Origin of the sequence: Amycolatopsis sp. NBC_00355 (assembly GCF_036104975.1) — a bacterium.
Classification (GTDB): Bacteria; Actinomycetota; Actinomycetes; order Mycobacteriales; family Pseudonocardiaceae; genus Amycolatopsis.
Genome location: NZ_CP107982.1, coordinates 6265220 through 6291602 on the forward strand (window position 1 = coordinate 6265220; position 26383 = coordinate 6291602).

General features: G+C 70.6%; 28 protein-coding genes and 1 pseudogene. 7 read left to right on the plus strand and 22 right to left on the minus strand.

The window, feature by feature from the left end:
- Position 1 precedes the first annotated feature (1 nt).
- Positions 2-646: a peroxiredoxin-like family protein gene (locus OHS18_RS28205; protein ID WP_328612958.1), complete on the minus strand. Its 645-nt coding sequence runs from the start codon at positions 644-646 to the stop codon at positions 2-4.
- A 58-nt stretch (positions 647-704) separates the two neighbouring features.
- Here OHS18_RS28205 and OHS18_RS28210 point away from each other — a divergent pair, with 58 nt between their 5' ends.
- Positions 705-1313: a TetR/AcrR family transcriptional regulator gene (locus OHS18_RS28210; protein WP_328612959.1), complete on the plus strand. Its 609-nt coding sequence runs from the start codon at positions 705-707 to the stop codon at positions 1311-1313.
- Between the two features lie 32 nt (positions 1314-1345).
- On the opposite strand, the gene OHS18_RS28215 is transcribed toward OHS18_RS28210, so the two are convergent.
- Entirely contained in the window at positions 1346-2254 is a 909-nt protein-coding gene (locus OHS18_RS28215; protein ID WP_328612960.1) for a LysR family transcriptional regulator, read from the minus strand.
- An 86-nt stretch (positions 2255-2340) separates the two neighbouring features.
- Here OHS18_RS28215 and OHS18_RS28220 point away from each other — a divergent pair, with 86 nt between their 5' ends.
- Entirely contained in the window at positions 2341-3249 is a 909-nt protein-coding gene (locus OHS18_RS28220; RefSeq protein ID WP_328612961.1) for an EamA family transporter, read from the plus strand.
- On the opposite strand, the gene OHS18_RS28225 is transcribed toward OHS18_RS28220, so the two are convergent.
- From OHS18_RS28225 to OHS18_RS28240, 4 genes are all read right to left on the minus strand, one after another.
- The gene (locus tag OHS18_RS28225; protein WP_328447587.1) at positions 3246-3896 is read right to left on the minus strand and encodes a DedA family protein; all 651 of its coding nucleotides are present in this window, start codon (positions 3894-3896) and stop codon (positions 3246-3248) included. The two genes, OHS18_RS28220 and OHS18_RS28225, sit on opposite strands and share 4 nt — an antisense overlap.
- A 110-nt stretch (positions 3897-4006) precedes the next feature.
- Positions 4007-4648, minus strand: a complete 642-nt coding sequence (locus OHS18_RS28230) for an SDR family oxidoreductase (protein ID WP_328447585.1) — start codon at positions 4646-4648, stop codon at positions 4007-4009.
- A 79-nt stretch (positions 4649-4727) separates the two neighbouring features.
- Entirely contained in the window at positions 4728-5891 is a 1164-nt protein-coding gene (locus OHS18_RS28235) for an RNA polymerase sigma factor (RefSeq protein ID WP_328612962.1), read from the minus strand.
- Complete coding sequence (locus OHS18_RS28240; RefSeq protein WP_328612963.1) at positions 5888-6259, minus strand: YciI family protein; 372 nt, start codon at positions 6257-6259, stop codon at positions 5888-5890. The genes OHS18_RS28235 and OHS18_RS28240 overlap by 4 nt, the downstream gene beginning before the upstream one ends.
- A 159-nt stretch (positions 6260-6418) precedes the next feature.
- Here OHS18_RS28240 and OHS18_RS48600 point away from each other — a divergent pair.
- A pseudogene (locus OHS18_RS48600) lies at positions 6419-6745 on the plus strand (transposase); the annotation flags it as partial.
- A gap of 206 nt (positions 6746-6951) precedes the next feature.
- On the opposite strand, the gene OHS18_RS28245 reads toward OHS18_RS48600, so the two are convergent.
- The 11 genes from OHS18_RS28245 to OHS18_RS28295 form a co-directional block, all read right to left on the minus strand.
- The gene (locus tag OHS18_RS28245; RefSeq protein WP_328447579.1) at positions 6952-8064 is read right to left on the minus strand and encodes an ABC transporter ATP-binding protein; all 1113 of its coding nucleotides are present in this window, start codon (positions 8062-8064) and stop codon (positions 6952-6954) included.
- A complete protein-coding gene (locus OHS18_RS28250) occupies positions 8061-9056 on the minus strand; it encodes an ABC transporter ATP-binding protein (RefSeq protein ID WP_328612964.1) in 996 nt (331 codons plus the stop codon). Before OHS18_RS28250 ends, OHS18_RS28245 begins: the two co-directional genes overlap by 4 nt.
- 6 nt (positions 9057-9062) lie before the next feature.
- Positions 9063-9992, minus strand: coding sequence for an ABC transporter permease (locus OHS18_RS28255; RefSeq protein ID WP_328612965.1), 930 nt, complete (start codon positions 9990-9992; stop codon positions 9063-9065).
- Positions 9989-10990 carry an ABC transporter permease gene (locus OHS18_RS28260; protein WP_328447573.1) on the minus strand — a complete coding sequence of 334 codons (1002 nt, stop codon included), beginning with the start codon at positions 10988-10990 and terminating at the stop codon, positions 9989-9991. The genes OHS18_RS28255 and OHS18_RS28260 overlap by 4 nt, the downstream gene beginning before the upstream one ends.
- A gap of 83 nt (positions 10991-11073) precedes the next feature.
- Entirely contained in the window at positions 11074-12744 is a 1671-nt protein-coding gene (locus OHS18_RS28265; protein ID WP_328447571.1) for an ABC transporter substrate-binding protein, read from the minus strand.
- A gap of 328 nt (positions 12745-13072) precedes the next feature.
- Positions 13073-13561 carry a uridine kinase family protein gene (locus tag OHS18_RS28270; RefSeq protein ID WP_328612966.1) on the minus strand — a complete coding sequence of 163 codons (489 nt, stop codon included), beginning with the start codon at positions 13559-13561 and terminating at the stop codon, positions 13073-13075.
- Between the two features lie 52 nt (positions 13562-13613).
- Positions 13614-14048 carry a DUF2304 domain-containing protein gene (locus OHS18_RS28275; protein WP_328447567.1) on the minus strand — a complete coding sequence of 145 codons (435 nt, stop codon included), beginning with the start codon at positions 14046-14048 and terminating at the stop codon, positions 13614-13616.
- Between the two features lie 12 nt (positions 14049-14060).
- Entirely contained in the window at positions 14061-14762 is a 702-nt protein-coding gene (locus tag OHS18_RS28280; protein WP_328459164.1) for a glycosyltransferase family 2 protein, read from the minus strand.
- Positions 14763-14830: 68 nt separating this feature from the next.
- The gene (locus OHS18_RS28285) at positions 14831-16810 is read right to left on the minus strand and encodes a DUF6541 family protein (protein WP_328447565.1); all 1980 of its coding nucleotides are present in this window, start codon (positions 16808-16810) and stop codon (positions 14831-14833) included.
- Between the two features lie 65 nt (positions 16811-16875).
- Positions 16876-18162 carry a hypothetical protein gene (locus OHS18_RS28290; RefSeq protein ID WP_442875280.1) on the minus strand — a complete coding sequence of 429 codons (1287 nt, stop codon included), beginning with the start codon at positions 18160-18162 and terminating at the stop codon, positions 16876-16878.
- An 8-nt stretch (positions 18163-18170) separates the two neighbouring features.
- Positions 18171-19190 (minus strand): glycosyltransferase family 2 protein, encoded by a 1020-nt coding sequence (locus OHS18_RS28295; protein WP_328612968.1) that lies wholly within the window; start codon positions 19188-19190, stop codon positions 18171-18173.
- A gap of 84 nt (positions 19191-19274) precedes the next feature.
- On the opposite strand from OHS18_RS28295, the gene OHS18_RS28300 reads away from it, so the two are divergent.
- Together OHS18_RS28300 and OHS18_RS28305 are read left to right on the plus strand one after the other, a co-directional pair.
- Positions 19275-20372 (plus strand): UDP-N-acetyl glucosamine 2-epimerase, encoded by a 1098-nt coding sequence (locus OHS18_RS28300; protein WP_328612969.1) that lies wholly within the window; start codon positions 19275-19277, stop codon positions 20370-20372.
- Between the two features lie 58 nt (positions 20373-20430).
- Entirely contained in the window at positions 20431-20985 is a 555-nt protein-coding gene (locus OHS18_RS28305; RefSeq protein ID WP_328612970.1) for a glucosaminidase domain-containing protein, read from the plus strand.
- Here OHS18_RS28305 and OHS18_RS28310 read toward each other — a convergent pair.
- The 3 genes from OHS18_RS28310 to OHS18_RS28320 are packed head-to-tail and all read right to left on the minus strand — an operon-like array spanning position 20942 to position 22405.
- Positions 20942-21454 carry a hypothetical protein gene (locus OHS18_RS28310; protein ID WP_328612971.1) on the minus strand — a complete coding sequence of 171 codons (513 nt, stop codon included), beginning with the start codon at positions 21452-21454 and terminating at the stop codon, positions 20942-20944. The genes OHS18_RS28305 and OHS18_RS28310 overlap by 44 nt on opposite strands.
- Positions 21444-22040 carry a recombination mediator RecR gene (gene recR, locus OHS18_RS28315; protein ID WP_328612972.1) on the minus strand — a complete coding sequence of 199 codons (597 nt, stop codon included), beginning with the start codon at positions 22038-22040 and terminating at the stop codon, positions 21444-21446. The genes OHS18_RS28310 and recR overlap by 11 nt, the downstream gene beginning before the upstream one ends.
- Positions 22041-22045: 5 nt before the next feature.
- Positions 22046-22405 carry a YbaB/EbfC family nucleoid-associated protein gene (locus OHS18_RS28320; RefSeq protein ID WP_328612973.1) on the minus strand — a complete coding sequence of 120 codons (360 nt, stop codon included), beginning with the start codon at positions 22403-22405 and terminating at the stop codon, positions 22046-22048.
- A 78-nt stretch (positions 22406-22483) separates the two neighbouring features.
- On the opposite strand from OHS18_RS28320, the gene OHS18_RS28325 reads away from it, so the two are divergent.
- The gene (locus tag OHS18_RS28325; RefSeq protein ID WP_328612974.1) at positions 22484-23335 is read left to right on the plus strand and encodes an N-acetylmuramoyl-L-alanine amidase; all 852 of its coding nucleotides are present in this window, start codon (positions 22484-22486) and stop codon (positions 23333-23335) included.
- On the opposite strand, the gene OHS18_RS28330 is transcribed toward OHS18_RS28325, so the two are convergent.
- Positions 23320-23481: a hypothetical protein gene (locus OHS18_RS28330; protein WP_442875281.1), complete on the minus strand. Its 162-nt coding sequence runs from the start codon at positions 23479-23481 to the stop codon at positions 23320-23322. The two genes, OHS18_RS28325 and OHS18_RS28330, sit on opposite strands and share 16 nt — an antisense overlap.
- Positions 23482-23605: 124 nt before the next feature.
- Between OHS18_RS28330 and OHS18_RS28335 the strand changes: the two genes are divergently transcribed.
- On the plus strand, positions 23606-24037 hold the full coding sequence (locus tag OHS18_RS28335) for a TIGR03618 family F420-dependent PPOX class oxidoreductase (RefSeq protein ID WP_328612975.1): 432 nt from the start codon (positions 23606-23608) through the stop codon (positions 24035-24037).
- A gap of 107 nt (positions 24038-24144) precedes the next feature.
- Here the strand turns inward: OHS18_RS28335 and OHS18_RS28340 are convergent, their stop codons facing one another.
- Positions 24145-26355, minus strand: coding sequence for a DNA polymerase III subunit gamma and tau (locus tag OHS18_RS28340; RefSeq protein ID WP_328612976.1), 2211 nt, complete (start codon positions 26353-26355; stop codon positions 24145-24147).
- Positions 26356-26383 lie beyond the last annotated feature (28 nt).

Here is a 26383-nt window from a genome sequence, read left to right on the forward strand (position 1 = left end):
GCTAGAGCGATTTGACGGCGTCGAGAATCTGCACTGGTTCGGTACGCGTCGTGTAGTCCGGGTGGACGTCGACGTACCGGATCGTCCGGTCCCGGTCGACCACGACGACCGCCGGGTACACCAGCTCCCATTCGCCGGTGCCGTTGACCTGGCCCAGGTCCGTGCCGATCGAGCTCATCGCCTCCCGCACGACGTCCGACACCCGGAACGTCAGCCCGAGCTGCCGCGAAACGACGTTCCCGACGTCCGACAGCACGGTGAAGTCGAGCTCGTTCTTCTCCTGTGTGGTCAGCGAGCCGTCCGCGGTCTGCGGGCTGATCGCGGCCAGCGTCGCGCCGAGCTTCGCCAGCTCGGGGACGACTTCCTGCTGGTACGTCCGCAGCGTCAGGTTGCAGAACGGGCACCACTGGCCGCGGTAGAACACGAGCACCACGGGCCCGTCCGCGACCAGCTGCCCTAGGCTGACGGTCTCACCGTCCGCCCCCGGCAGCGCGAAGTCCTCGACCGTGACCCCGGCTTCGGCGAACTTCGTCTCGTCGGCCGCGCGCGCCATGTCGGCCTCGAAAACCGTGAACACCTCGGGCGGCAGCGCACTCCGGCCGTGGTCCTTGGCGGCTTCCAGCCCGCTCTTCAGATCGTTCCCCACCTTGATCCCCATTCGTTGTACTGATCGGTACAGTACGACGGACTGTACTATCCGGTACATGGAGACGCAAGCGGCGGCCACGACCGCACGGGGCAAGCGGACCCGCGACGCGATCGTCGACGCCGCGGCGCAGCTGATGTACGTCCACGGCGTCGCGGGCACGAGCCTCGACAAGGTGCTCGCCGCGAGCGGGGCCGGGAAATCGCAGATGTACCACTACTTCAAGAACAAGGATCAGCTGGTCGAGGCCGTGATCGACCGCTATCTGACGGAGATCCTCGACAACCAGCCGGCGATCTTCACGCTGGCGTCGTGGGCCGATTTCGACACGTGGACCGAGCAGCTCCTCGACGTCCAGCGCCGCGCCGCGGCGCCGATCCCGTGCCCGCTCGGCAACCTCGCCGGCGAACTCGGCGACGACCCGAAGGTGAGGCCGCTGCTCGACCAGGCCTACCGGACCTGGGAGTCCCACCTGACGCGCGGCCTCGAACAGCTACGGGACCAGGGCGAACTCGCGGCCGACGCCGACCCGGCGCGGCTGGCCCAGGCCGCGATGGCGTGTGTCCAGGGCGGCCTGCTGCTGGCCCACATCCGCGGCGACCTGACGGCTCTGGAAGACGCGCTGCACATCGCCGTCGCCCACCTCCGCACCCACAGCACGTCGTGAGTGTTTAGGGCGGTTCTAACCGCCCTAACCACTCACGAGCCGGTGAGCTGGGCGACCTCCGCGCGTAGCTCTTCGATCACCTGGGCCACGGCCGGGCGCTGCAGGGCGCCGGTGCGGCAGACCGCCTCCACCAGGCGGGCCGCGCGGATGCCGGCCAGCGGGCGGCCGACCAGGCCGCTGCCGCGGCGGGTGTCCATCGTGTACCGCGGCAGCAGCGCGATGCCGTGGCCGGCCGCGACCAGCCGTTCGGTGATCCGGAAGTCGTTGATCCGCTGCACCACCACCGGCCGGACGCCGGTGCGGACGGTCAGCGAGCGCAGCACGTCGTCCACCGGGAAGCCGAAGTCGACGCTGATCCAGCGTTCGTCCGCCAGCTCCGGCAGCTCGACGCGACGCCGGTTCGCCAGCCGGTGCCCGGCCGGGAGCGCGACGTCGAGGGGTTCGCGCAGCAGCGGCACGACGTCCAGGCGGTCCTGGTCGAACTCCGGCGCGTGCTCGTCGCGGTGAGCCACGACGACGTCGTAGTCCGCGACCAGGCCCGGCACCTCCGGTGGCGTCATGTCGACGTCCCGGACGTCGATCTCCAGGCCGTCGTGACCGGCGATGCGGGTCAGCAGGCCCGGCAGCAGCATCAGCCCGGCCGACTGGAAGATCGCGACCCGCACCCGCCCGCGCGGCGCGCTGCGGTAGGTGTCCAGTTCGGACTCGGCGCGCTCCAGCGCGGCCAGCACCTCGTCGGCCCGGGCGACCAGCGCGCGACCGGCGTCGGTCAGCCGCAGGCCGCGGCCCGCCGGTTCGGTGAGCGGCAGGCCGACTTCGCCTTGCAGGGCACGCAGTTGCTGTGACACCGCGGACGGCGTGCAGTGCAGCGCCCGCGCGGCGGCCGTCACGCTCCCGCGGTCGGCGAACTCCCGCAGCGTGCGCAGGCGACCCAGATCCACGACGTCAGCGTACGTGAAGGACAGCTACACGATTCCTGCAGATATTCTCGCTGGTCCTTCACGGTCGAGGTTGTCAGAGTGGAGGCATGCCCACCCGTGACCGTCTGCTGGCCATGTTCGTCGCCGTCCTGTGGGGCCTGAACTTCCTGGCCATCCACGCCACGCTCGGGCAGTTCCCGCCGGTGTTCGCGGGCGCGCTGCGGTTCGCCGTGATCGCCGTGCCGACGATCCTGTTCGTGCCGTGGCCGAAGGTGAAGGTGCGGTACCTGCTCGGGTACGGGCTCGGCTTCGGCACCGGCCAGTTCGCGTTCCTGTTCATCGCGATGGACACCGGGATGCCGACCGGGCTCGCGTCACTGGTGCTGCAGGCGTCGGCGCCGTTCACGGTGCTGCTCGGGGCCGTTTTCCTGCGGGAACGCGTCACGGGCCGGCAGTTGGCCGGGATCCTGCTGGCCGTCGCGGGGATGACCGCGATCGCGTGGCAGCAGTCCGGGCACGCGGCGCTGCTGCCGATGATCCTCACCGTGCTGGCCGCGCTGAGCTGGGCGTTCGGCAACCTGAGCACGCGGCGGGCGGAGCCGGACAACCCGCTGCACTTCACGCTGTGGATGTCCGTGGTGCCGCCGCTGCCGATGTTCGCGTTGTCCCTGGTCATGGAGGGCCCGGCGGCGCAGTGGCACTCGCTGACGACGCTGGGCACGCCGACCGGCCTGACCGCGCTCGGCGGGCTGGCCTACGTCGTGCTGTTCGGCACGATCGTCGGGTCCGGGATCTGGACGACCCTGATGCGCCGCAACCCGGCGAGCGTCGTCTCGCCGTTCTCGCTGCTGGTGCCGGTGGTCGGGCTGACGGCGTCGTTCCTGATCCTGGGCGAGCGGCCGAGCGGCCTGGAGATCGCCGCCGCCGTGGTGGTGATCGGCGGCGTTCTCCTCGGCTCGCTCAAGTCCGCGCGCAAGCCCGATCCCGAGCTGCTGCCGAAGGAAGTGCCGGTTTAGGAGGCCGCTTCCTGCTTCTCCTGCGGCGTCTCTTCTCCACCTTCGTGCTTCTGGCCGAGACGCTTCTTCATGACGAAGAAGACGACGACACCGATGACGATCGCGGCGATCAGGCCGTACTTGGAGAAGTTGCCGAGCCACTTCTCGGCGACCACGCCGAGGTAGTAGACGAGCGCGGTGGTGCCGCCCGCCCAGACGATGCCGCCGAGCGCGTTGGCGATCAGGAACTTCGGGTAGTGCATCCTCAGCGACCCGGCGAGCGGGCCGGCCAGGATCCGCAGGAACGCGATGAACCGGCCGAGGAACACGGCCCACATGCCGCGTTTGTTGAAGATGCGTTCGGCGTTGGCGATGTGCGTCGGCCCGAAATGCTTCGGGAATTTCCGGCCCGCCCAGGCGAACAGCCGTTGGCCACCGGTTTTCCCGATCAGATAACCGATGCTGTCGCCGATGATGGCGCCCGCGCTGGCCAGGATCCCGATCCACAGGGGACTCAGGTTGCTGTGCGACGACGCCAGCAACGCGGCGCTGACCAGCACGATCTCGCCCGGCAACGGGATGCCGAGGCTCTCGATCATGATCACCGCGCCGACGATCAGGTACACCGAAAGCGGCGGGATCGCCTCCAGCCATTGGTCGATGTGCACTGCCCGTACCCCCTGGATATCGCCTTGTCCGTCACCGCAGGGTACCGGGGCCGGTCCGCACCGGGAGCCCCACTCAGGTATCCCTCCGGGTACACCTTAGGTAGCGTTTTTCACCCGAGAGCGGCGAGCGCCGGCCCGACCGGGAACTCGCCGGAAACGACGTCGAACCCGCGGTTTTCGGTGAGCGGCTCCCCGAGCACCCCGACGACCACGGCGGCGACGTCCAGCCGCGTCACCCGTCCGGGTTCGAGGTGCCCGGCGACCTTGACGCGCCCGGTGGCGGGCCCGTCGGTGAGCGTGCCGGGCCGGACGATGGTCCAGGTCAGCGCGGACTTCTGCAGGGCGAGGTCGGACAGCTGCTTGGCGAGCAGGATCGACCGCACGAGCCGATCGCCCTGGTCCGGGGAGTCGGCGAACTGCGCGGAGACCTGGATGTACCGCGCGACGCCGGCCTTCTCGGCCGCGTGGATGGCCGTGACGGAGCCGTCCCGGTCCACGAGGTTCACCGACGCCGGTTCCGGATCCGGCGCCCCGATGGCGGTGATGACGACGTCCGAGCCGCGGAAGGCCTCGACGAGGTCGTCGGGATCCGCGGTGACGTCGGCGACGACGGGTTCGACGTCGAGTTCCCGGAGGACTTCGGCCCGGCGGCGGCTGCGCAACCCGGCCCGGACGGTGTGCCCTCTGGCCGCGAGAAGCCGTGCGATGTGGAACCCGGTCCGCCCCGACGCGCCCAGCACGGTGACCTGCATGACCCGATCCTCCCGCACGAACGGCGTCCGCGCTCATCCTTCCCCAGGTTGTCCACAGGTGTGCCCCCATGTGGACAACTCACGCCAGCCGGGACGCCCGGGACTGCAGGTAGGCCTGCTCCGGCAGGCTCAACGTCCGCCGCGACGCCGCCAGGTACGCCTCCCGCGCCCCGGTGACGTCTCCCGCGAGCTCCAGCAGGTGCGCCCGGACCGCGTCCACCCGGTGGTGGGCCTCCAGGTCGGCGCCGGCCAGCTCCGCCAAGCCCGCCTCCGGCCCGTGGACCTGAGCGAACGCCACGACGCGGTTGAGCGTCACCATCGGCCCCGGCGCGACCACGCGCAGCAGGTCGTAGAGCGTGAGGATCTCGGCCCAGTCCGTGTCAGCCGCGGTCGGGGCCTCGTCGTGGACCGCCGCGATCGCCGCCTGGAGCTGGTACGGGCCGACCGGGGACGTCGACAACGCGCTCGTGATCAGCGCGACGCCCTCGGTGATGAGCTCCGCGTTCCAGCGCGTCCGGTCCTGCGACGCCAGCGGGACCAGCGCGCCGGTCGCGTCGACCCGGGCCGGGCGGCGGGCTTCGGTCAGGAGCATCAGGGCCAGCAGGCCCGTGACCTCGCCGCCGGGCGGGAGCTGCCGGGTCAGGCGGATCGCCTCGGTTGTCAGCTCGACGCGGTTGAGCGCGTCCCCCGAGCTGGCCGTGTGACCCTCGGTGAAGATCAGGTACAGCACCTGTAGCACCGCGGCCAGACGCTCGGGGTTCTCGGACCGCGTGAGCCGCTCACCGCGCAGTGTCTGCTTCGCGCGGCTGATGCGCTGGCCGATCGTCGCCTCCGGGACGAGGAACGCGCGCGCGATCTCCGCCGTCGTCAGGCCGCCGACCGCCCGGAGCGTCAGCGCCACCTGCGACGGCCGGGTGAGCGACGGGTGGCAGCAGAGCAGCAGCAACGTCAGCGTGTCGTCGACGCCGGCGGCCGGCTCCGGCTCCGGCGGCTCGGCGAGCACGACGGCCTCCTCGCGCCGCTGCCGCGCCGTCTCACTGCGCCACTGTTCGATCCGGCGCCGGGACGCCGTCGTGATCAGCCACCCCTTCGGGTGATCGGGTAAGCCCTCGACAGGCCACTGCAGCGACGCCGCGAGCAGCGCCTCCTGGACGGCGTCCTCGCAGGTGTCGAACCCGCCGTACCGCCGGACCAGCGCGGCGAGGACCTGCGGGGCGAGTTCGCGGAGGAGACCCTCGATCACAGCTCGGTCCCGTGCAGCCCCATCACCGGCCGCACTTCCACCACCCCGAACGCCGCCTCCGGAATCCGCCCGGCGATCTCGAGCGCGCGTTCTTCGCCTTCGCAGTCGAGCAGGTAGAAGCCGGCGAGGAACTCCTTGGCCTCCGCGAAGGGCCCGTCGGTCGTCTGCGGCCCGCTGTCGCCGACGCTGACCTGCTTGGTCAGTTCGGGAAAGGCGAGCCGCTCGGAGACGAGCCGTTCACCGGACGCGTCGAGATCGTCGTTGAGCTGCTGGTAGTAGGCGAGCCCGGCGGCCCGCTGCTCGTCGCTCATCCCCTCCCACGCCTGGCGGGATTCGGGGTTGCCGTAGATCAGGACCACATATTTCACGAGCGCCTCCCGAACGGGCTTCCACGTCGTCGCCCCCGCTCGGCAGCGTATGCCGCGGGACCAAGCGACAGCGCCCCCCGCCCTCGGTTCTGGCGCTGATCACGCACCAGCACCCCGTCCTGGTGACACAGGTCCGGGTGGTCGCCGAGACGACCCACCACCAAGATCCACCTCGCCTGCGACGGTCACAGACGGCCCTTGTCGATCGTGTCGACCGGCAGCAACGTCAACGACTGCACAATGTTCACCCAGGCCACGGCCGGGATCGAGTTCCGCCGGCAGGGTCCAGACCGTCCGCCGACCCGACCGAGCCGAGTGCCGGCGGACAAGGGCCATTCCAGCCGGGCCATCCGCTCCTACCTACGCCGACCACACATCCCAGCGACCATTCCCCAACGCCGTGATCAGCAGGCCAACCGGCCGCGCCGAGATCGGGTCGGCGGCCGACCGCCGGCCTTCGACCGCACCGCCTACCGACGCCGCAACATCGTCGAACAGTTTCAACCGCCTCAAACAGTTCCGTGCCACCGCCACTCGGTTCGACAAGACCGCCATCTCCTACCGAGGCCGGGTGGACGGCGGACGTTCCGGAACTTCCCTCGGGCAAAGGGAAACCGGACCCCGGACACAAGACCGGCCGGGCAGCGACTGCCCGGCCGGTCTTCGGATCACAAGCTCACGAGATCATCGGTTCACAGGATCTCCGCTGAGGTCCCCACGTCCGGCGGGCCCAGGTCCGGGTTCAACGCCCCGGTCAGTTCCACCAGTTCCGGCTCCACCTCGTGCGGCTGGATGCGGCCGTCGCGGATGTCCTCCGCGTAGTGGCACGCCACCCGGTGACCGACGCCGATCTCCCGCAGCTGCGGGCGGTCCGTGTCGCACAGGCTCGCCTGCTTCCACGGGCAACGCGTGTGGAAGCGGCAGCCCGACGGCGGGTTGGCCGGTGACGGGAGGTCGCCCGCGAGCAGGATCTGCTCGCGCGTGTCCTCCACCTGCGGGTCCGGCACCGGGATCGCCGACAGCAGCGCCCGGGTGTACGGGTGCAGCGGGTCGCGGTAGAGCGAGTCCGCGTCCGTCTCCTCCACCAGCGCGCCCAGGTACATCACGCCGATGCGGTCGGAGATGTGGCGCACCACCGCGAGGTCGTGCGCGATCACCACGTACGTCAGGCCGAGCTGGTCCTGCAGGTCCTCCAGCAGGTTCACCACCTGGGCCTGCACCGAGACGTCCAGCGCCGAGACCGGCTCGTCCGCGACGATCAGGTCCGGCTCCACCGCCAGCGCCCGCGCGATGCCGATGCGCTGGCGCTGCCCACCCGAGAACTCGTGCGGGTACTTCCGCAGCGACGACTCCGGGAGGCCGACGGCCGACAGGAGCTGACGCAGCCGCCGCTGGGTGGCTTCCTTGTCCTTGTCGAGGCCGTGCGCGTGCATGCCTTCGACGAGGATCGACTCGACCGACTGCCGCGGGTCCAGGCTGGACATCGGGTCCTGGAAGATCATCTGCATCCGGCGCCGGGCCTTCCGCAGTTCCTCTCCCTTGAGCTTGGCGACGTCGGTGCCGTCGAACTTCACCGAACCCGACGTCGGCTCGTTGAGCCGCAGGATCGCCCGGCCCAGCGTGGACTTGCCGCAGCCGGACTCGCCCACCAGGCCGTAGGTCTCGCCGCGGCGGATGGCCAGGTCGACGCCGTCGACCGCGTAGACGTGGCCGACCGTCCGGTCGAACACGACGCCGCTCTTGATCGGGAAGTGCACCTTGAGGTCGTCGACCTCGAGCAGCACGTCACCAGCAGGCTGGTTCATCGGGCCCCTCCTCCCGCCACGACCGCCGGCCGCACGGGGTTGTGACAGCGCAGCAGCCCGCCGTGGTCGGGCACCAGCTGCGGCGAAACCTCGCGGCAGACCGGCAGCGCGTTCGGACAGCGGGGCGCGAACGCGCAGCCGCCCTCCCACGGGATGTTGTCGGCCACGGATCCCTTGATGGGGACCAGTTTCTCGCCGCGTCCCGCGTCCAGGCGCGGGATCGAGGCCAGCAGGCCGTGGGTGTACGGGTGGCGCGGCTCGGCGAACAGCTGGTGCCGCTTCGCCCGCTCGACGATCCGGCCGCCGTAGAGCACGTTGACCTCGTCGCAGAGCCCGGCGACGACGCCGAGGTCGTGCGTGATCATGATCAGCGCGGTTCCGGTGTCCTGCACCAGTTCCCGCAGCAGCGCCAGGATCTGCGCCTGGATGGTGACGTCCAGGGCGGTGGTCGGCTCGTCGGCGATGAGCAGCCGCGGCCGGCACGCCAGCGCGATCGCGATCAGCGCGCGCTGCCGCATCCCGCCGGAAAGCTGGTGCGGGTACTCGGAAAGCCGGCGCGCCGGGTCCGGGATGCCGACCTTGTCCAGCAGGTCCGTCGCTTCGACGGACGCCGCCTTGCGCGACATCCCGCGGTGGCGCTCCAGGACTTCGGTGATCTGCAGCCCGATCGGGATGACCGGGTTCAGCGAGGACAGCGGGTCCTGGAACACCATGCCGAGGTCGCGGCCGCGCCGGTCGCGCATTTCGCGGTCCGACAGCTTCAGCAGATCGGTGCCTTCGTAGCGCACCGAACCGCTGACCTTGTTGCCGCGCCGGGCCAGCAGCCGCATGATCGCCAGCGACGTCACGGACTTGCCGCAGCCGGATTCGCCGACCAGGCCGACGGTCTGGCCCGGCTCGACGTCGAAGCTGACGTTGTCCACCGCGGTGAACGGCCGCTCGCCACGGCGGACGAAGTCGACCGTCAGGTCTCGGACTTCAAGGAGTGCCATGGGTTCTCACCGCCTGTTCTTCGGGTCGAGGGCTTCGCGGAGGGATTCGCCGAGCAGCGTGAACCCGAGCGCGACGATGATGATCGCGATCGCCGGGTAATACGCGAGCTCCGGGCGGATGTCGAGGAACTGGCGCGAGGCCTTGCCCAGCATCAGCCCCCACTCCGCGCGCGACGGGTCCGGATCGCCCAGGCCGAGGAACGACAGCGCCGCGGCCTCGAGGATCGAAGTGGCCAACGTGAGCGTCGCCTGCACGATGACCGGGCCGAGCGAGTTCGGCAGCATGTGCCGGAACACGATCGCCCCGCGTTTCACGCCCAGGGACGTCGCCGCCAGCACGTGGTCGGCGTCGCGCTGCACCAGCATGGAACCGCGCAGCAGCCGGGCGAAGATCGGCACGCCGACCATCGACACGGCCAGGATGACCGTCCACTGGCTCGGGTTCGCGAACAGCGCCGCGATCGAGATGGCCAGCAGCAGCGAGGGGAACGACAGCATGACGTCGACGAGCCGCATGAGGACGGTGTCGACCCAGCCGCCGAACGCGCCCGCGATCCCGCCGATGATCACGCCGATGAGGACGCCGATCACGGTGGCCAGCACGCCGACGAGCAGCGTCTGCTGGGCGCCGACGATGAGCCGGGACAGGAAGTCGCGGCCGAAGTCGTCCACGCCGAGCGGGTAACCCGGCATCGAACCGGGGATGATGCCCCGGCCCAGCTGGACCTGGTCCTGCAACGAGCGGTCGAGCGGGTCCTTGGGGGCCAGCAGCGGCGCGAAGATCGCCAGGAGCAGGAACAGGCCGGTGATGGCACCGCCGGTGATCGCGACCGGGCTGCGCAGCATCCGGCGGACGGCTTCGCCGCCGAGGCTGCGCCCGCTCGCCGCGGCGAGCTTGTCGATCGGTTCCTTCTTCTTGTTCAGCAGAGTGTTCATCGCACACGCACCCTCGGGTCGATGATCCCGTAAGAGACGTCGACCAGCATGTTCACCAGCACGTACACCACCGCTCCGAACAGCAGGAGCGCCTGCAGCCGGGGGTAGTCACGCCGTTCGATGCCCTCGGCCAGCAGGAACCCGAGGCCGCGGAAGTTGAACACCCGCTCGGTCAGCACCGCGCCGCCCAGCAGGGCGCCGGTCTGGAGGCCGATCGTCGTGACCACCGGCAGCAGGCCGTTGCGCAGGACGTGCCGGGTGCGCACCACCTGCTGCGTCAGGCCCTTGGAGTTGGCCGTGCGGACGAAGTCCTCGTTGAGGACGTCCAGCACCGACGCGCGGGTGATCCGGGTGATCACCGCGAGCGGGATGGTGGCGAGCGCGAACGCGGGCAGGATCAGGTGCTTGATCGCGTCCCACACGGCGTCCCACTCGCCGGTCATGATGCCGTCGAGGATGGCGAAGTTCGTGATGGCGGTGGCGTCGAGACCCGCGGCCTGGCGACCCTGCGACGGCAAGCCGAGCGGGGAGGCCAGCAGGTCCTGCATCATGTAGCCGAGGAAGAACACCGGCACCGCGACGCCGATGAGGCTGAGCACGATGACCAGGTTGTCGACCGGCCCGCCGCGGAACCGCGCGGACAGGTAACCGGCGGGGATGCCGACGACGATCGCGATGATCATCGCGGAGAGACCGAGCTCGATGGTCGCCGGCAGGAAGGTGACGATCTCGCCCATCACGGGCTGGGTCGACACCAGGGAGTTGCCGAAGTCGCCGGTGAACGCCCGGCCGAGGAACCCGAAGTACTGCAGGATGATCGGCTGGTCGAGCCCGAGTACGTGGTTGAGGTTGGCGATCTTCTCCGGCGTCGCCTTGTCACCCAGCAGCGCGGCGGCGGGGCCGCCGGGCAGGGACCGGAGCCAGGCGAAGATCAGGATGGACAGGATGAAGAGCGTCGGAATCGCTTGTAGCAACCGACGCACGAGAAAACGGAGCACGTGCAGTCCTTCGTAGCCAGCCCGGGATTAGGCGCAAGGGGTGGGCGCGGTAGCGCCCACCCCTTGCCTGGCCGAAATTCAGATCAGCTGACAGTCACGGTGTTGAAGCGCTCGTCGGTGAGCGGGCTCGCCACCAGACCCTTGACCTTCGGGCCGACCACGATGGCCGGAGTCGGGTACGCGATCGGGATCGCCGGCAGGAAGTCCATGATCTGCTTGTTGACTTCCTGGTACGCCTTGGCGTGGGCGTCACCGGCCGCCGAAGCGTCCGCCGCGCTCAGAGCCGAGAAGAGCTGCGGGTTGTTGAACCCGAACTCCTTCTTCTCGCGGCCGAAGAACGTGCCCACGAAGTTGCCGGCGTCGTTGTAGTCACCGGTCCAGCCGAGCAGGTGGAGGTCCTGCTTACCGGCCTTCTGGACGTCGTCCTTGTAACCACCGTTCCACGGCTCGGCGTGGGTCTCGATCTTGATGCCGATCTTCTTCAGGTCCTCGGAGATCGCCGTGAAGGTGTCCGCCGGGTTCGGCATGTACGGCCGGGTGACCTCGGTCGGGTAGTAGAACTTCAGCGTCAGATCCGTCGCCCCGGCCTCCTGCAGCAGCTGCTTGGCCTTCTCCGGGTCGTACGGGTACTTGGTGACGTCGTCGGTGTAACCCGAGATGACCTTCGGGACGAACTCGGTCGCGACCTCGGAACCCTCGGCCAGCTTCGACTTCACGAACTGCTCGCGGTTGACGCCGTAGGCCAGCGCCTGGCGGACCTTGACGTCCTTGAGCTTCGGGTTGTTGGCCTGGTTGATGCCCAGGTACAGCACGTTGAACGACGGGCGGATGAGGACCTGCTCACCGTCGTTGCGCAGCAGGCCGTAGTCCGCCGGGTTCGGGTAGTCGTAGCCGTTGATGTCGCCGGCCTTGAGCGCCTGCTTGCGGGCGTTCTCGTCCGGGATCACCTTGAAGATCAGCTTGTCGAGCTTCGGCGGCGTCGGGCTGCTGTCGTTCTTGACCAGCGTGATCTCACCCTTGGCCTGGTCCCAGCTCTCGAACTTGAACGGGCCGGTGCCGACCGGGAACTTGTTCGCGTACTCGCTGTAGGTGAACGAGTCGCCGCTCTGGGTGACCGTGTCGGCGTTGTGCGCCTTGAGCGCGGTCGGGCTCTGGATCGCGAACGACGGCAGCGTGAACGCCGACGGGAACGCGCCCTTGGGCTTGTTCAGGTTCAGGACCGCGGTCGCCGGGTCCTTCGCCTCGCAGCTCTTGTAGACGGGGTCACCCGTCGCGTCGCCCTCGTTCTTGGCGAAGCCCTCGAAGACGTCGCCGTAGTAGATCATCTGGCTCTGGGCGGCGGCGCCCTTCATGTTGAACCAGCGGTCGAAGTTGAAGCAGACCGAGGCAGCGTCCATCGGGGTGCCGTCGGAGAACTTGACGCCCGACTTCAGGGTGAACGTCCAGGTCTTGCCGTCGTTGCTCGGCTCCCACTTCTCGGCGAGAGACGGCTCGAGGTCGGCGGTGCCCGGCTTGTTCTGGATCAGCGTGTCGTAGATCTGACGGGTGATCCGGAAGGTCTCGCCCTCGTCGTTGAACGCCGGGTCGAACATCTTCGGGTTTCCGGCGGCGCCGAAGATCATCGTGCCTCCGGTACCACCTCCGGCGCCCTCGTCACGCTTCGAATCCGCACAGGCGGACAGCGAAACCGCGAGCGCGCCGGTGAGCCCGATCAGGGCCACGCGGCGTGTTCGGGTCAGCCGCAATTGCTGCATCTGGCACCCCTTGGGAGATGTTCGGGTTTTTAAGTCACCGTCCGGTCGGTCAGGAACACCCCGGACGATCGGTGTGCTCGCCGACACTAGCGGGAACTCGGCTCGCACTTAAGCACGTGAGGTTACGATCGCGCTACGTGGGCGTCGATTTGACCGCAATGTGTCCGTAAATCACGACAGAATGTGACCATTTGTGGTCCACGGCTGCGCCGAGTGCCCGAACCCTGACTCAGATGGCGGTACCGCCGTTAGACCAGCAGTGTTCACGGTCCGGTCTCGCTTGATCGATCCGGAGCGGCGCGGGCACGGAGCGTGAGCAATCCATTCCCTACGAAAGTCGGGTTCCGGCCGCCTCGGGGGTGCCGTCGACGGCGAACCAGCCGCGCTCGAACCGTTGCCAGCGGCCCAGTTCCGCCCTCGACGCCTCGCCGTCGCGCGCCACGGACCGGGTCAGCCGCTCGGCCTCCGTGCCGCCGGAGATCCAGCAGAGGTGGGAAAGCAGGGGTCTTACCGAAGCCCGGCCGCTCGAAACGCCTTCCACCACCAGGACGTCCGGAACTGTCACCCGGACGAGATCCCCCGGCCGTGGGACCCCGGACGACCAGTCCGTCCGCCGGTAAGCGCCGTCCACGCCGTCCGCAAGGGGCTTCAGCACACCTTCGACGAGCCGCGGCCACCACCCGACCGGGTCGTCCCACGTCGCGAAGGCGTCGGTGCTCACGAGGGCGGTGCGGCAACCCCGGGCTCGCAGCCCATCGACGACTTCGCCTGCCAGCGTGGACTTCCCGGCACCCGACGGCCCGTCGACGGCCAGCACCCGAACCCCGCCGAGCCGCGCGGGCGCGGAAAGCAGCGCCTCGATCAGGGCGTCACTTGCTGACGCGCTCGACCTCGGGAAGTCCTTTGACGTCGTCCGGCGCCGACATCCGGGCTTCCAGCTCGCCGATCCGGCGTTCGAGCTCGCGCTTGGTGTCTTCGAGCTCGCAGCGCAGCAACGCGGTCTCCTCGACCGACGTGCGCACTTCTTCCTCCAGGTGCCCGACCTCGGTCGACAGGTGCAGCGACACGAGCGCCAGCACGACCCCGGCGAGCAGGAAGACGAAGTTCGACGGCGTCTGGACGCCGGTGTGCTTGGCGAGGAACTCGGCCGCCTGCGGCAGCACCGCGAGGACGACGACGCCGACGGCGACGACCAGCCACACGCCCGCGTACTTCTCCCGCAGCTTGCGCCGCCGCATCATTTCGATGACCACGAACAGCACGACGCAGGCGACGATGATGCTGAGGATGCGCCAACCGGCCATTTCCAGTTCCCCTTACGCCGAATCCGAGGAGTCGACCGCGGGCCGGCGGCGCACCAGGGCCAGCAGCAGCGCGAGACCCGCGCGGCCCAGGTAGACGGCCGACTTGACGGGCGAGTGGCTGGGCGTGCCGCCCGCGCGCTCGCGCATGATGACCGGGATCTCCTTGATGGTCAGGTTCGCCCGGATGGCCATGACCAGGGACTCGACGGTGTCGCCGAGGTATTCGGCCGGGTAGTAGCCGGCGAACAGCCGGATCGCGCGCGGCCCCATCGCCTTGAACCCGGACGTGACGTCGGTGAGCTTGCTCTTCGCGAGCCGCGAGAACACCAGCGAGAGCGCCACCATGGCGTACTTGCGCGGCCCGCTGGCCTTGTAGGAGCCCTTGCCGGCGAACCGCGAGCCGATCACGATGTCCGCGTCGTCCAGGCCGCGCAGCAACGCCTCGAGCTCGTCCGGGTCGTGCTGGCCGTCCGCGTCCACCTGCACGACGACGTCGTACCCGCGGGCGGCGGCGTAGCGGAAGCCGGTGCGCATGGCGCCGCCGACACCGAGGTTCACCGCGAGCCGGGCCACCTCGGCCCCGGCCGCGCGGGCCAGGCGGGCGGTGTCGTCGACCGAGCCGTCGTCGACGACCAGCAGGTCGGCGTCCGGCCGAGCCCGTTTCACGTGCTCGATAACCGACGCGACGCTCGCCTGCTCGTTCAGCGCGGGCATCACGATCAGCACCCGGCGGCTGGTCACGGAGGTCAACGGAGACGCGGACACGCGATCACTTTAGCCCTTCAGTTCCCGTTGCCGGCGGCGGACCCGGGGGTGGCCCCGGCCGCGACGACGCCTTGCTGGCCCTCGATCTCGTACACCGAAGCGCCGGGATTGTGGAAGACCAGCTTGAAACCGGTACCGGCGTCCAGGTGCTCGAGGCCGACCGCGCTCGGGGTCGTCGCCGAGACCTTGCCCTTGCCGACGAAGACGTAGCGGACCTTGAGGTCGGTGAGGGTCTTGCGCACCGCCGGGTACTTGTCGATGTCGTTCAGGTAGACGCTGAGGTACCCCGCCGGGGTGAGCGGCTCGGCACCGTAGAAGGTCCACTCGACCGGCTGGATGCCGTTGAGCGCGTACATCCACACCGAGCCGTCGGACTTGTCGTTCATCACGTGCTCGCCGGGGGCGACGCGCGCGGCGAGCCACGTGAAGGCCTCGCGCTCGTCGTTGCTCACGGTCGGCCCGCCGCTGTAGTTGAGCTGCAGCCGGGCCGCGTTGCGGCCGATGTAGCCGCCGCGGCTGAGGCCGCCGATGACCAGGGCCAGCAGCACCACGCCGAGCGTGGTGAGCGTCGCCGGGCCGAGGTTGGGCAGCCGGCCGCCTGCCTTGCGCGCGATCCAGCGGGCCGCGGTCTCGGCGAACTCGCCGAAGGCGACCGCGCCGGCCAGCGGGACCAGGGCCCCGATCCGCCAGTGGTCGTTGTAGAAGACCCCGGTGAGGGTGTGGATGAGCGGCGTCTCCATCGACACCGTGGCCGCGAAGAGCCCGCCGAACACGACGTAGGCCGCGACCATCCACAGCATCCGGCGGTGCTTGACCATCAGGCAGATCCCGATGAACGCGGGCACGCCGATCCACCACTGCGGGAACGGGGCCATCGGCGAGAACGTGATGGTCTCGCCGAGACCGCCGCTGACGGTGGCCTCCGACGCCCAGAACGCGCTCGTCACGCCACCCGCGTTGTACAGCGAAGGCAACGCCAGTGGCAGGCCGCAGACGACGGCGAGGCCGACGGTGGCGATCAGCGAGGGCGCCGAGCGGCGCCAGTCGATCCGCTCGAACCGGAACAGCACGGCGAGCAGGACCAGCAGGAAGTACACGACGACCACGAACGCGACGCTGGTGTGCAGCCCGATCAGCCCGGCGACGCCGATGCCGATCGCGACCGGACCGGCGATCCCCCGCGGCTCCAGCAGCAGCCGGCCCAGCGCGAGGGCCGCCGGGATCAAGGCCACGCCCGCGACGTAGGGCCACAGCGGACCGCGCCACAGCGAGTCGTAGGGGAAGTTCGTGAACGACACCGAAACGGCGGCGGCCGCGGCGACACCCAGCGGCGGCATCCGCCACACGTGGCACATCGCGGCGACGCCGATCGGCACGCACAGGATCACCGTGAGCGCCGCCATGTTCAGCGTCGGCATCATCGCCAGCCCGGCCTTGTCGAAGACCAGCGCGAGCAGGGCGTGGTAGGTGTCCGGGTAGAAGTAGTCGGTCTGGTTCGGCAGGTTCGCGATGGTGCCGACCGTCGACGGCCGGGCGTCGCCGTGCTCGGCGATCCAGCGCACCAGGTTCGCGTGGAACGGCGCGTCCCAGCCCTGCTGGACCTGGTTCAGGCCGCGGGCGCCGCGCAGGAACGTCACGATGCCGACCGCGGAGCCGACGAAGACGCCGGCGCCCATCAGCAGGTGCTCGCGCGGGGTCCGGCGCGGGCGCGCCGTGTCGGCGTCCAGCCCGGCCCAGTCCGGGTGCCGGCGCGCGGTGAGGCGCTGCACGGCGAAAGCGAGGCCGAAGCCGGCCGCGGACAGCAGCAGCGTCCACAGCGCGACGTCGAGCATGTTCCAGCGGATGCCGAGGCCACCGAGGACCGGCACCCCCAGGCTGACGACGCCGAAGGTCAGCAGCGGCGCGGCCGCGGCCAGCAGCCACCCGCGCAGCCGGATGGCCGCACCCAGGACGAGGCCCGGCAGCCAGAAGGCGAGCACGACCAGTAATACGTTCATGGTTTTACGCTGTCCAACCTCACCGGCGCTTCACGCCGATCCAGTCCCGGTGGTCCGGCCCCGGGTCACCCTACTGTGACGTTCGAACCGGCCGGCAAGTTGCCCGGGCGCCGCAAGACGAACACCAGAACGACGGCCAATCCCAGCGTGGGACCGGCGGCCAGGCCGGCGACGGCCTTGAGAATCGGGTCACCCGGCACCACCAGCAGCGTCACGGCGGTCGCGACCGCGACCACCGCCCAGGTGACCAGCACCTTGTTCGCCTGCTTGCGGGCCACGAGCACGGCCGTCATCAGCTGCAGCGCCGTGAGCACCACCGCGCCCCAGACCATCCAGGCGACCCACCAGCCCTGCGCGACGAACTTGGCGCCGTAGAGCAGCTCGACCAGCCACGGCCCGATGAGCAAGCCGACCAGGGCGCCGACGACGCCGAGGACGACCGTGCCGACCGCGCCCAGCGCCAGCAGGCGGCGGAGGCGGTGCATGCCCTCGGCCGTGCCGGACAGCCGGACGACCGTCGGGACGGCGAGCGCCTGCAGCGGCGAGAGCAGCAGGAGCGGCACCCGGGACACGGTGAGCGTCGCGAAGAGCACGCCGACGTCGGCGTCGGACCCGCCCGGCGCGAGCAGGCTCACCATCGCCGGGTAGCCGGTGATGACGCTGGCGGTCAGGCCCGCGCCGGCCATCAGGATCAGGATCCGCGCGGTGACCGGCCCCCAGCCCTCACCCTCGGCGTGCGGGTCGACGAGCCCGGTCACCGGCCGGACGAACAGCAGCCAGGCGAACGACCCGGCCGCCGCGGCGATCGCGAACGACGTCAGGCCGGTGAGCCCGGCGGCGACGATCCCGAACAGCACGACGACGCGGACCGCGGCCTCGGCGATGACCAGCCAGGAGTACGGGCGGATCCGCTGCTGCCCGACGAGCAGGCCGCGGGCGGCGAACTGGCAGGCGAAGGAGATCGCCCCGCACAGCACGATGACGCCGAGGGCGGTGTTGCCGGCGTAGAGACGGTCCGAAAGCACGGGCACGACGAGCGTCACGACGGCGACGACGGCGACCGTCACGGCGCCGACGGTCAGCGCCCGCAGCGCGGGGCGGCCGGCGCGGCCGCCGTCGAGCGCGGCCACCGCGGACTGGCGGGACAGCTCCTGCTCGAGCGGCGACAGCGCGCTGCCGAGGCCCATCAGGATGCCCCAGAACGAGAGGAAGACCTTGCTGTTCTCCGGCCCGAGCCAGCGGGTCGCGAGCAGCGTCAGGACATACCCGAGCCCGATCGCGACGAGCAGCGAGACGCCGATCTTCCCGGCCGAGCGGCCGGTCTCCTTGGCGAGCTCGCGATCGCCGGTCACCGGGCTGCTCATCGCCGGTTGCGGCGGGCCCGCAACGCCATCACGAGGCCGCGGACGGCGCCCGCGCCGAACCCGGCGCCGAACACCGGCGCGAGCCGGGCCACGGCCTTGGCCTCGGCGGTCGTCGCCCCGAAGCGGGTCACGGCCACCCCGGCCGCGGCCGACCCGGCGGCGGCCAGCGCGACGGCCGTCTTCGGGCGCCGCAGCGCCACGCCGAGGCCGAGCAGGCCGACGCCGAACGCGGCGAACAGGCCGTTGCGCGCCGGCCCGGGCGAGCCGAGGTAGGAGTCCACGAAGGTCGTCCCGCGGAAGTACGACTGGGCGACGAACTTCTTGAAGCTGTCGCGCCCGTGGTAGGTGGCCGAGAACTCCGGCGCGAGGAAGATGCGGTGGCGCTCGGCGATCCAGCGCAGCACACCGGTGTCGTCACTGGCGAAGCGCACGTCGTCGAAGAGCGAGACGAACGCGTCCGAAGCGTTCTCAAGGACCTCGCGCGGTGCGGAAAAGAAACCGGTGCCCTTGGGGAACAGGTCGAACTCGTCGATGCCGAAGGACATCAGGCGCGGATCCGCGCAGTAGCGGCGCCAGGGAATCTTCACCAGCCCGGCCATGAACCCGGCGTACGGGTTGGTTTCCGACGCGACGTTGACGTGGCCGTTCCAGACCGCGCGCTCCGGGTGGTCGACCACCTGGTCACGCAGGAACGTCAGCGCGCCTTCGTCGACGACCACACGGCTGTCGAGCAGCAGGATCCGCTCCCCGGACGCCTTGGCGATCCCCGCCCGCCGGGCCTCGAACCGGCCGCTGTTGGCCTGGCCGAGCACCGTGATGCCGTGGCGTTCGCGCAGCTCGTCGAGCCGGGACGGCGTGGCGTCGGTGCTGCCGTCGTCGACCACGACGACCTCGATCGGCCAGTTCGCCGCCTCGGCCGAGGCGAGCAGCGCGCCGACACTGCGTTCGATCCAGTCCTGCTCGTTGTAGACCGGGATCACGACGCTGAGCGAGGGGAGGAGCGGGTTCGCACTCACCGGGCCGAGGCTACCCGGCGGCCTCCGCGGCGGGTCGGCCAGTATCCTTGCGCCACCGCACCCGACCAGAAATGGGCCTTCACGGTGATTTCCTTCATTCTCGGCACCACCGCGGAACTGATCAAGATCGCGCCCGTCTACCACGGGATCCGCGAGCGAGGGATGCGGCCGAAGATCTGGTTCACCGCGCAGCACGTCGACGAGGTGGCCGACGTCCTGGCCGACCTGGACATGCCGGCACCCGACGTCTGGCTGGTGCCGGAGGAGAAGGCGCACAACCTCGAGTCGCCGTCGCAGGTCCCGGGCTGGGCCGCGCAGGTCATGCGCACCGCCTGGAGCCGCCGCCACGAGCTGCGCGCCGCCCTGACCGAAGACGGCCGGCCGCCGCTGGTGCTGGTGCACGGCGACACGTTCACCACGCCGTACGGCTCGCTGATCGGGAAGCGCATCCTGAAGTCCCGCGTCGGGCACGTCGAGGCCGGCGCGCGCTCGGGCAGCATCCTGTCGCCGCTGCCCGAGGAGCTCAACCGCAAGATCGCGGCGAAGATCGTCGACATGCACTTCGCACCGAGCATCCGCGAGGTGAACAACCTGCGCAACGCTCGCGGCGTCGTCGTCGACACCGAGGCGAACACCGCGATCGACGCGATGCGCCTGGCCATCAACCAGCCGCTGGACGTGCCGAACCTGCCGGAGAAGTTCGGCCTGGCCACGCTGCACCGCTTCGAGCTGGTCTCGCGCGCGGACAAGTACCGCGAGGTGCTGGAGATCCTGCGCGAGCAGAGCCGCCGGATGCCGATCCTGTACATGGCCGGCGCGCCCGAGCGCGAGAAGATCCGCTCGCTGGGCCTGGACAACCTGTTCGACGACAAGTTCATCGCGCAGCCGAAGATGCGGTACCTGAAGTTCCTGCCGCTGGTCGCGCGCGCCGAGTACGTCGTCACCGACTCGGGTGGTCTCTCGGCGGAGTGCTACTACCTCGGCCTGCCGTGCGCGGTGCACCGCGAGCGCACCGAGACGCCGCAGCACCTCGGCGAGACCGTCGTGCTCACCGAAATGCGCGGCGACAAGCTGCAGAACTTCCTCGACACCTACCAGAACCGCCGCGGTGAGTCCTGGATGGACAAGTACCACCCGTCCGAGATCATCGTGGACACGCTGGCGCAGCTCGGCTACTGCTGACGCCTCTTTGGAGTGACGCCGGTCGCCGGCCGGGCGCGGATCGGGCAGTTTTGCCCCCATGATCCACTTCGGGCTGGCGGCCGTCCTCCTGGTCTTCCCGCCGATCGACCAGGGCTCGGTTCGCGCGGCCGCGCTGGACGCGGGCTACCAGCAGGCGTACGTCGGCACGGCGGCCCCGATCGCCCTGCGGATCCGCGCCGCGTACGACATCCCGGCGTCGGTCACGGTGGCGCAGTCGATCCTGGAGTCGAACTGGGGCCGCAGCAAACTCTCGACGGCCGAGCTGAACTACTTCGGCTTCAAGTGCGTCCGGCCGACGAGCCCGGGCCCCATCGCGTTGCGGTGCGCGCGCTACCAGACGTCCGAATGCGTTCCGGCGCCGTGCCATCCCGTCGACGCGTTTTTCCGCTCGTACGCGTCGGTGGACGACTCATTCCGTGATTACGGGCGCTTGCTGACGACTTCTTCGAACTACGCGGCGGCGCTGCCGGCGCGCGAAGAACCGGACGCGTTCATCCGGGCGGTGGCGCGGAAGTACGCCACCGACCCGGAGTACGCGAACAAGGTGATCAGGCTGATGGACCTGTACGACCTGAGGCGGTTCGACCGGTGAGCTTCCGGATGCCCCGGTCGAAGTTCCGGCCGGTCAGTTCCGCGAACTTCTCGAAGAACTCGACGCCGCCCGCAGCGAGCGCGGAAAGCAGGCGCTCCTCACCGGTGACCGCGGTCTCGCGGTACGGGCCGCCGGCCACGGTGATCCGGATGAGCCCCGGCGGCACGGGTTCGAGCGTGATGTCCGCGGGCTGGTCGGGGAAGCTCACCTCGGCGCGCCCGTCGCGGCGGTACGAGGCCACGAGATCGGCCACGGAGAGCCACAGCAGCTCGATGTCCGACTCCCAGCTCGGACCCAGGAGGGAGACCTGCCCGACGGTCAGCTCGATCACACCGGTCAGGTCGGCGGAGTGCCGCACCTTGGCCAGCTTGGTGCAGTCCCGGACGTCGACGAACTCCCATTCCCGCCGCCGCCGCTGGAACGCGAGCAGCGTCCGGACCGGTTCGACCGGCAGGCCTTCATAGGACACGGCGGCCCGAAAGCGCGCGGCCCAGGGTCAGCTCGTCCGCGAACTCCAGGTCACCGCCCATCGGCAGCCCCGACGCCAGCCTCGTCACGCTCAACCCCGGGAAGTCGCGCAGCATGCGCACCAGGTACGTCGCCGTCGCTTCGCCTTCGGTGTTGGGGTCCGTCGCGATGATGATCTCGGTGATGTCCGCCTCGCCGATGCGCTTGAGCAGCTCGCGCATCCGCAACTGCTCCGGGCCGATGCCCGACAACGGGTCCAGGGCGCCGCCCAGAACGTGGTAGCGGCCCTTGAACTCGCGGGTGCGCTCGACCGCCAGGACGTCCTTCGGCTCCTCGACCACGCAGATGACCGTGAGGTCGCGGCGCTCGTCGCGGCAGATGCGGCACTTCTGCTGCTCGGAGACGTTGCCGCAGACCTCGCAGAACTGCACGCCCTCCTTGACCTTGCCGAGGACGTCCTGCAGCCGGGAGATGTCCACCGGGTCCGCGGCCAGCAGGTGGAACGCGATCCGCTGGGCGCTCTTCGGCCCGACCCCGGGCAACCGCCCGAGCTCGTCGATCAGGTCCTGGACGACACCTTCGTACAAGTTCGTCAGCCGCCGAAGCCGAGGGCGCCGAGGTCCGGCATGCCGCCACCGCCGCCGAGGCCGCCGGCCAGCGGGCCGAGCTTCTGCTCGGTGAGCTTCTGGGCGCTCGCCGACGCGTCGCGGACCGCCGCCACGATCAGGTCGGACAGGGTCTCGACGTCGTCCGGGTCGACGACCTTCGGGTCGATCTGGAGGCCTTTCAGCTGGCTGTCACCGGAGACGGTCGCGGTGACCAGCCCGCCGCCGGCCGTGCCGGTGACCTCGGTGTTGGCGAGTTCCTCCTGCGCTTCGACGAGCTTCTGCTGCATCTGCTGGGCCTGCTGCATCAGCTGGGAAATGTCGAAGCCGCCGCCGGGTTGCACCATGATCGCACTCGGTCCTCTCTGCACGCCTGTGTCACCACCAGGGTAGTCGCGCCACGGGCGGGCCCGGGTTGTGGCACCGTGGTCGCCGTGCGACGCGCGATTGCTCCCCTCCTGCTGGCCGGTGCCCTGCTGCTCACCGGCTGCGAAGAAGACACCCCGGCGGCTCCCGCGCCCGCTCCCGTCGTCACCCGGACCGTCACACCCACGCCGGCGACCGTCACGCCTTCGCCGTCGTCGGTCGCACCACCCGCGCCGCCTTCCAGCGCGCCGCCGGTGGCTTCCGGGAAGGTCGTCGTGCTCGATCCCGGGCACAACGGCGGCAACGGCTCGCACCCCTCCGAGATCAACCGGCTCGTGCCCGCGGGGCGCGGGCAGACCAAGCCGTGCAACACCACCGGGACGTCGACCAACGCCGGTTACCCCGAGCACGCGTTCACCTGGGACGTCTCCCAGCGGGTCGGGGAAGCGTTGTCGGCCAAGGGGATCCGCGTCGTCTACACGCGACAGAACGACACCGGCGTCGGCCCGTGCGTCGACAAGCGGGCGGCGGCCGGCAACGACGCGAACGCCGACGCCGTCGTCTCGATCCACGCCGACGGCTCGAACTCGCCCGGGGCGAACGGCTTCCACGTCGCCTACTCGTCGCCGCCGCTGAACGCGGCGCAAGGCCCGCCGTCGACGCGGCTGGCCCAGACGTTGCGCGACACGATGCGCACCGGCGGCTTCAGCGTGTCGAACTACATCGGCGGCAACGGCCTTTCGGCGCGCTCGGACCTCGGCGGCCTGAACCTCTCGACGCGGCCGATCGCACTCGTCGAGTGCGGGAACATGCGCAACGCGGCCGAGGCGGCCCGGATGTCGAGCGCCGAAGGGCGGCAGCAGTTCGCGTCCGCCATCGCCGCGGCGATCGAGGCCTACCTGGCCTCCTGAGCCTCGACGACGGCCTCGCCGTGCCGGGTCGCCCACTTCGTGAGGACGCCGATCGGCTCGACGAGCGTCTGCCCGAGGTCGGTCAGGCTGTAGTCGACGAGTTCGCCGTGCCGCCGCTGAGCGCGAACACCACGACGACAGCCCACTTGTCGGCGATGATCTCGATCGCCGGCCGGGCCGGGCAGTCGGCGAGGAAGACGTCACCCGGGAAGTCACCCCATGGGAACCAAGGTACCGAGGAGTACCTGCCGGCTTCCTAGTCTCGGGGACATGGAACTCCCCGAAAGCAGCCACCGGCTGTTCGAACGGCCCTTCAACGCGGTGCTGACCACGATCAACCCGGACGGCTCCCCGCAGACGTCGATGGTCTGGGCCAGCCGCGAGGGCGGCGAGATCGTGATGGGCATGGAGGGCCGCCGGCCCAAGGTGCGCAACATCCGCAACGACCCGCGCGTGACGGTCCTGATCGAGGACCACGACGGCCACGACGCCCGCGGGTTGCCGCAGTACCTGCTGGTCCGCGGCACGGCGTCGATCGTCGGCCCGGACATCGCCGACGAGTTCACGGCGCTGATGGACCGCCAGGCGCAGCGCTACCTCGGCGTCGAGAAGTACCTGCTGGGCAACCAGGGCTCGCCGACCGCGGTGATCGTCCGCGTCAGGGCGGACCGGGTCACCGGCATCGGCCCCTGGGCCTCCTGACCCCGACCCAGAGAGTCGGCAGGCTCTGCGGGCGGGGCAGGCCGAAAAGCCGTGAAGGCCTCCTTACCGGCTCTTACGGCCGGTAAGGAGGCCTTCACGGACCTTGGTCAGTCCAGGGGGCGGGCGCCGAGGTGGTCCGAGATCAGCCGGCGGGCCAGCTCGTCCGGGTCCTGGTCCGGCGGGGGCGGGGGTGGCGGCGGGGCCGGGCTGGCGTCCTCGTTGTAGAGGTCCTCGTCATCCTCGTCGGAGGGCTCCGGGGGCAGCGGGATGTCCGGCTCGGCCGTCGTGACCTTGGGCCGCGCCGGCGGGGGCGGGGTGGCCGGGGCCGCCGGGCGGGCGGGCTGCTCGGCCGGGGGCGCCGCGGGGGCGGCCGCCGACTGGCGGGTGAACGACTGCTTCGGCGCGGGCGCCGCCTGCTGGGCGCGGGCCGCGGGCGCGGCGGCCGGGGCGTTGCCGTGGACGCAGCGGACCTGCCAGTCGCCGCCGAGGACGTCGGTCAGCGCGCCGGCGATCTTGCGGGCGTTGTCCTGGTCGGACAGCCTGCGGGCCAGCGGCTCGGACTTGTGGGTCAGCGTGACGGCGTTGCCCTCGACGGTCGCCACCGTGGCCTGCGTGAGCATCGCCTCGAGGCTGCGGCCGCCGGTGAACTTGCGCAGCGCCGTCATCAGCTGCGGCCAGATGTTCCGGAGCCCGGCCGCGTCCAGCGCACCGGACGCCGCGGGTGCGGCGGCGGCCGCCGGTTCGGGCTCAGCCGCCGGGGCGGGGGCGTCCCCACCCGGCGTCCGGGTCGCGCCCCAGCCGCTGGCGTCGCTCGGCGCGGCGGCTGCCGCGGCCGGCTGCGCGGGGATCCCGCCACCCGGCGTGCGCGGTGTGCTCCAGCCGCCGTTCGCGGACGCCGGTTCGGAGGCCGGTGCCGGGGCGGCAGCAGGCTGCGCGGGATGAGCCGGCGGGGCGGCAGCGGGAGCGGGCTGAGCCGGAGCGGCCGTCACGGGAGCGGGCCGGGCCGGCGGATTCGGTCCGTCCGCCGGCGGCTCCGGGATCGCCACCGGCGCCGGGCTGGCCGACGCCGGGCGCTGCGACGGCCTCGAGAACTCCTTCTCCGGCGCGGCCCGCATCGGCGGCTCGACGCCACCTTCGGCGGGCGCGCCACCGCCGGCGGCGACGGTCGCGCGGCGTTCCAGCCGCTCGATCCGCGCCAGCAGCGCCTTTTCCGCCTCGGTGACCGACGGCAGCAGCATCCGCGCGCACAGCAGTTCGAGCACGAGCCGGGCGGACGTCGCGCCCCGCATCTCCAGAAGTCCATTGTGGACGATGTCGGCGTACCGCGAAAGCGTGCCGAGGCCAAGACGTTCGGACTGGCCGACCATCCGCGCCAGTTCCTCTTCGGGCGCCGACACCAGGCCACCCGCGGACTCCGGGACCGCGCGCAGCAGCACCAGGTCGCGCAGCCGGTCGAGCAGGTCGGTCGCGAACCGGCGCGGGTCGTGCCCGGCTTCGGCGACCTTCTCGACGGTGCCGAACACCGTGCCGGCGTCGTCGGTCGAGAGCGCGTCGACCATGTCGTCGATCAGCGCCACGTCGGTGACGCCCAGCAGCGACACCGCGCGGCTGTAGCTCACGCCGTCGGGCCCCGCGCCGGCGAGGAGCTGGTCGAGCACCGACTGCGTGTCGCGCGCCGAACCGCCGCCGGCCCGGATGACCAGCGGGTACACCGCGGGCTCGACCTCGACGCCTTCGGCGGCGACGTTGCTTTCCAGCAGCGTGCGCATCGCGCCGGGCGGGATCAGCCGGAACGGGTAGTGGTGCGTCCGCGAGCGGATGGTGGTGAGCACCTTGTCCGGCTCGGTGGTCGCGAAGATGAAGATGACGTGCTCGGGCGGCTCTTCCACGATCTTCAGCAGGGCGTTGAAGCCCTGCGTGGTGACCATGTGCGCCTCGTCGATGATGAACACGCGGTAGCGCGACTCGGCGGGGGCGTAGAACGCCTTGTCCCGCAGCTCACGGGCGTCGTCGACACCACCGTGGCTGGCGGCGTCGAGCTCCGTGACGTCGACGCTGCCCGAACCCTCCGGCGCGAGCGCCTTGCAGGAGTTGCACTCGCCGCACGGGTCCGGTGTCGGCCCCTTCACGCAGTTCAGCGAGCGCGCCATGATCCGCGCGCTCGACGTCTTCCCGCAGCCGCGCGGGCCGGAGAAGAGGTAGGCGTGGTTGATCCGCCCGGCGGACAACGCCGTGCGGAGGGGTTCGGTCACATGCTCCTGCCCGACGACCTCGGCGAAGGTTGCCGGACGGTACTTGCGGTACAGCGCGAGAGCCACGCCGCGAGACTACCGGGACCGTCCGACA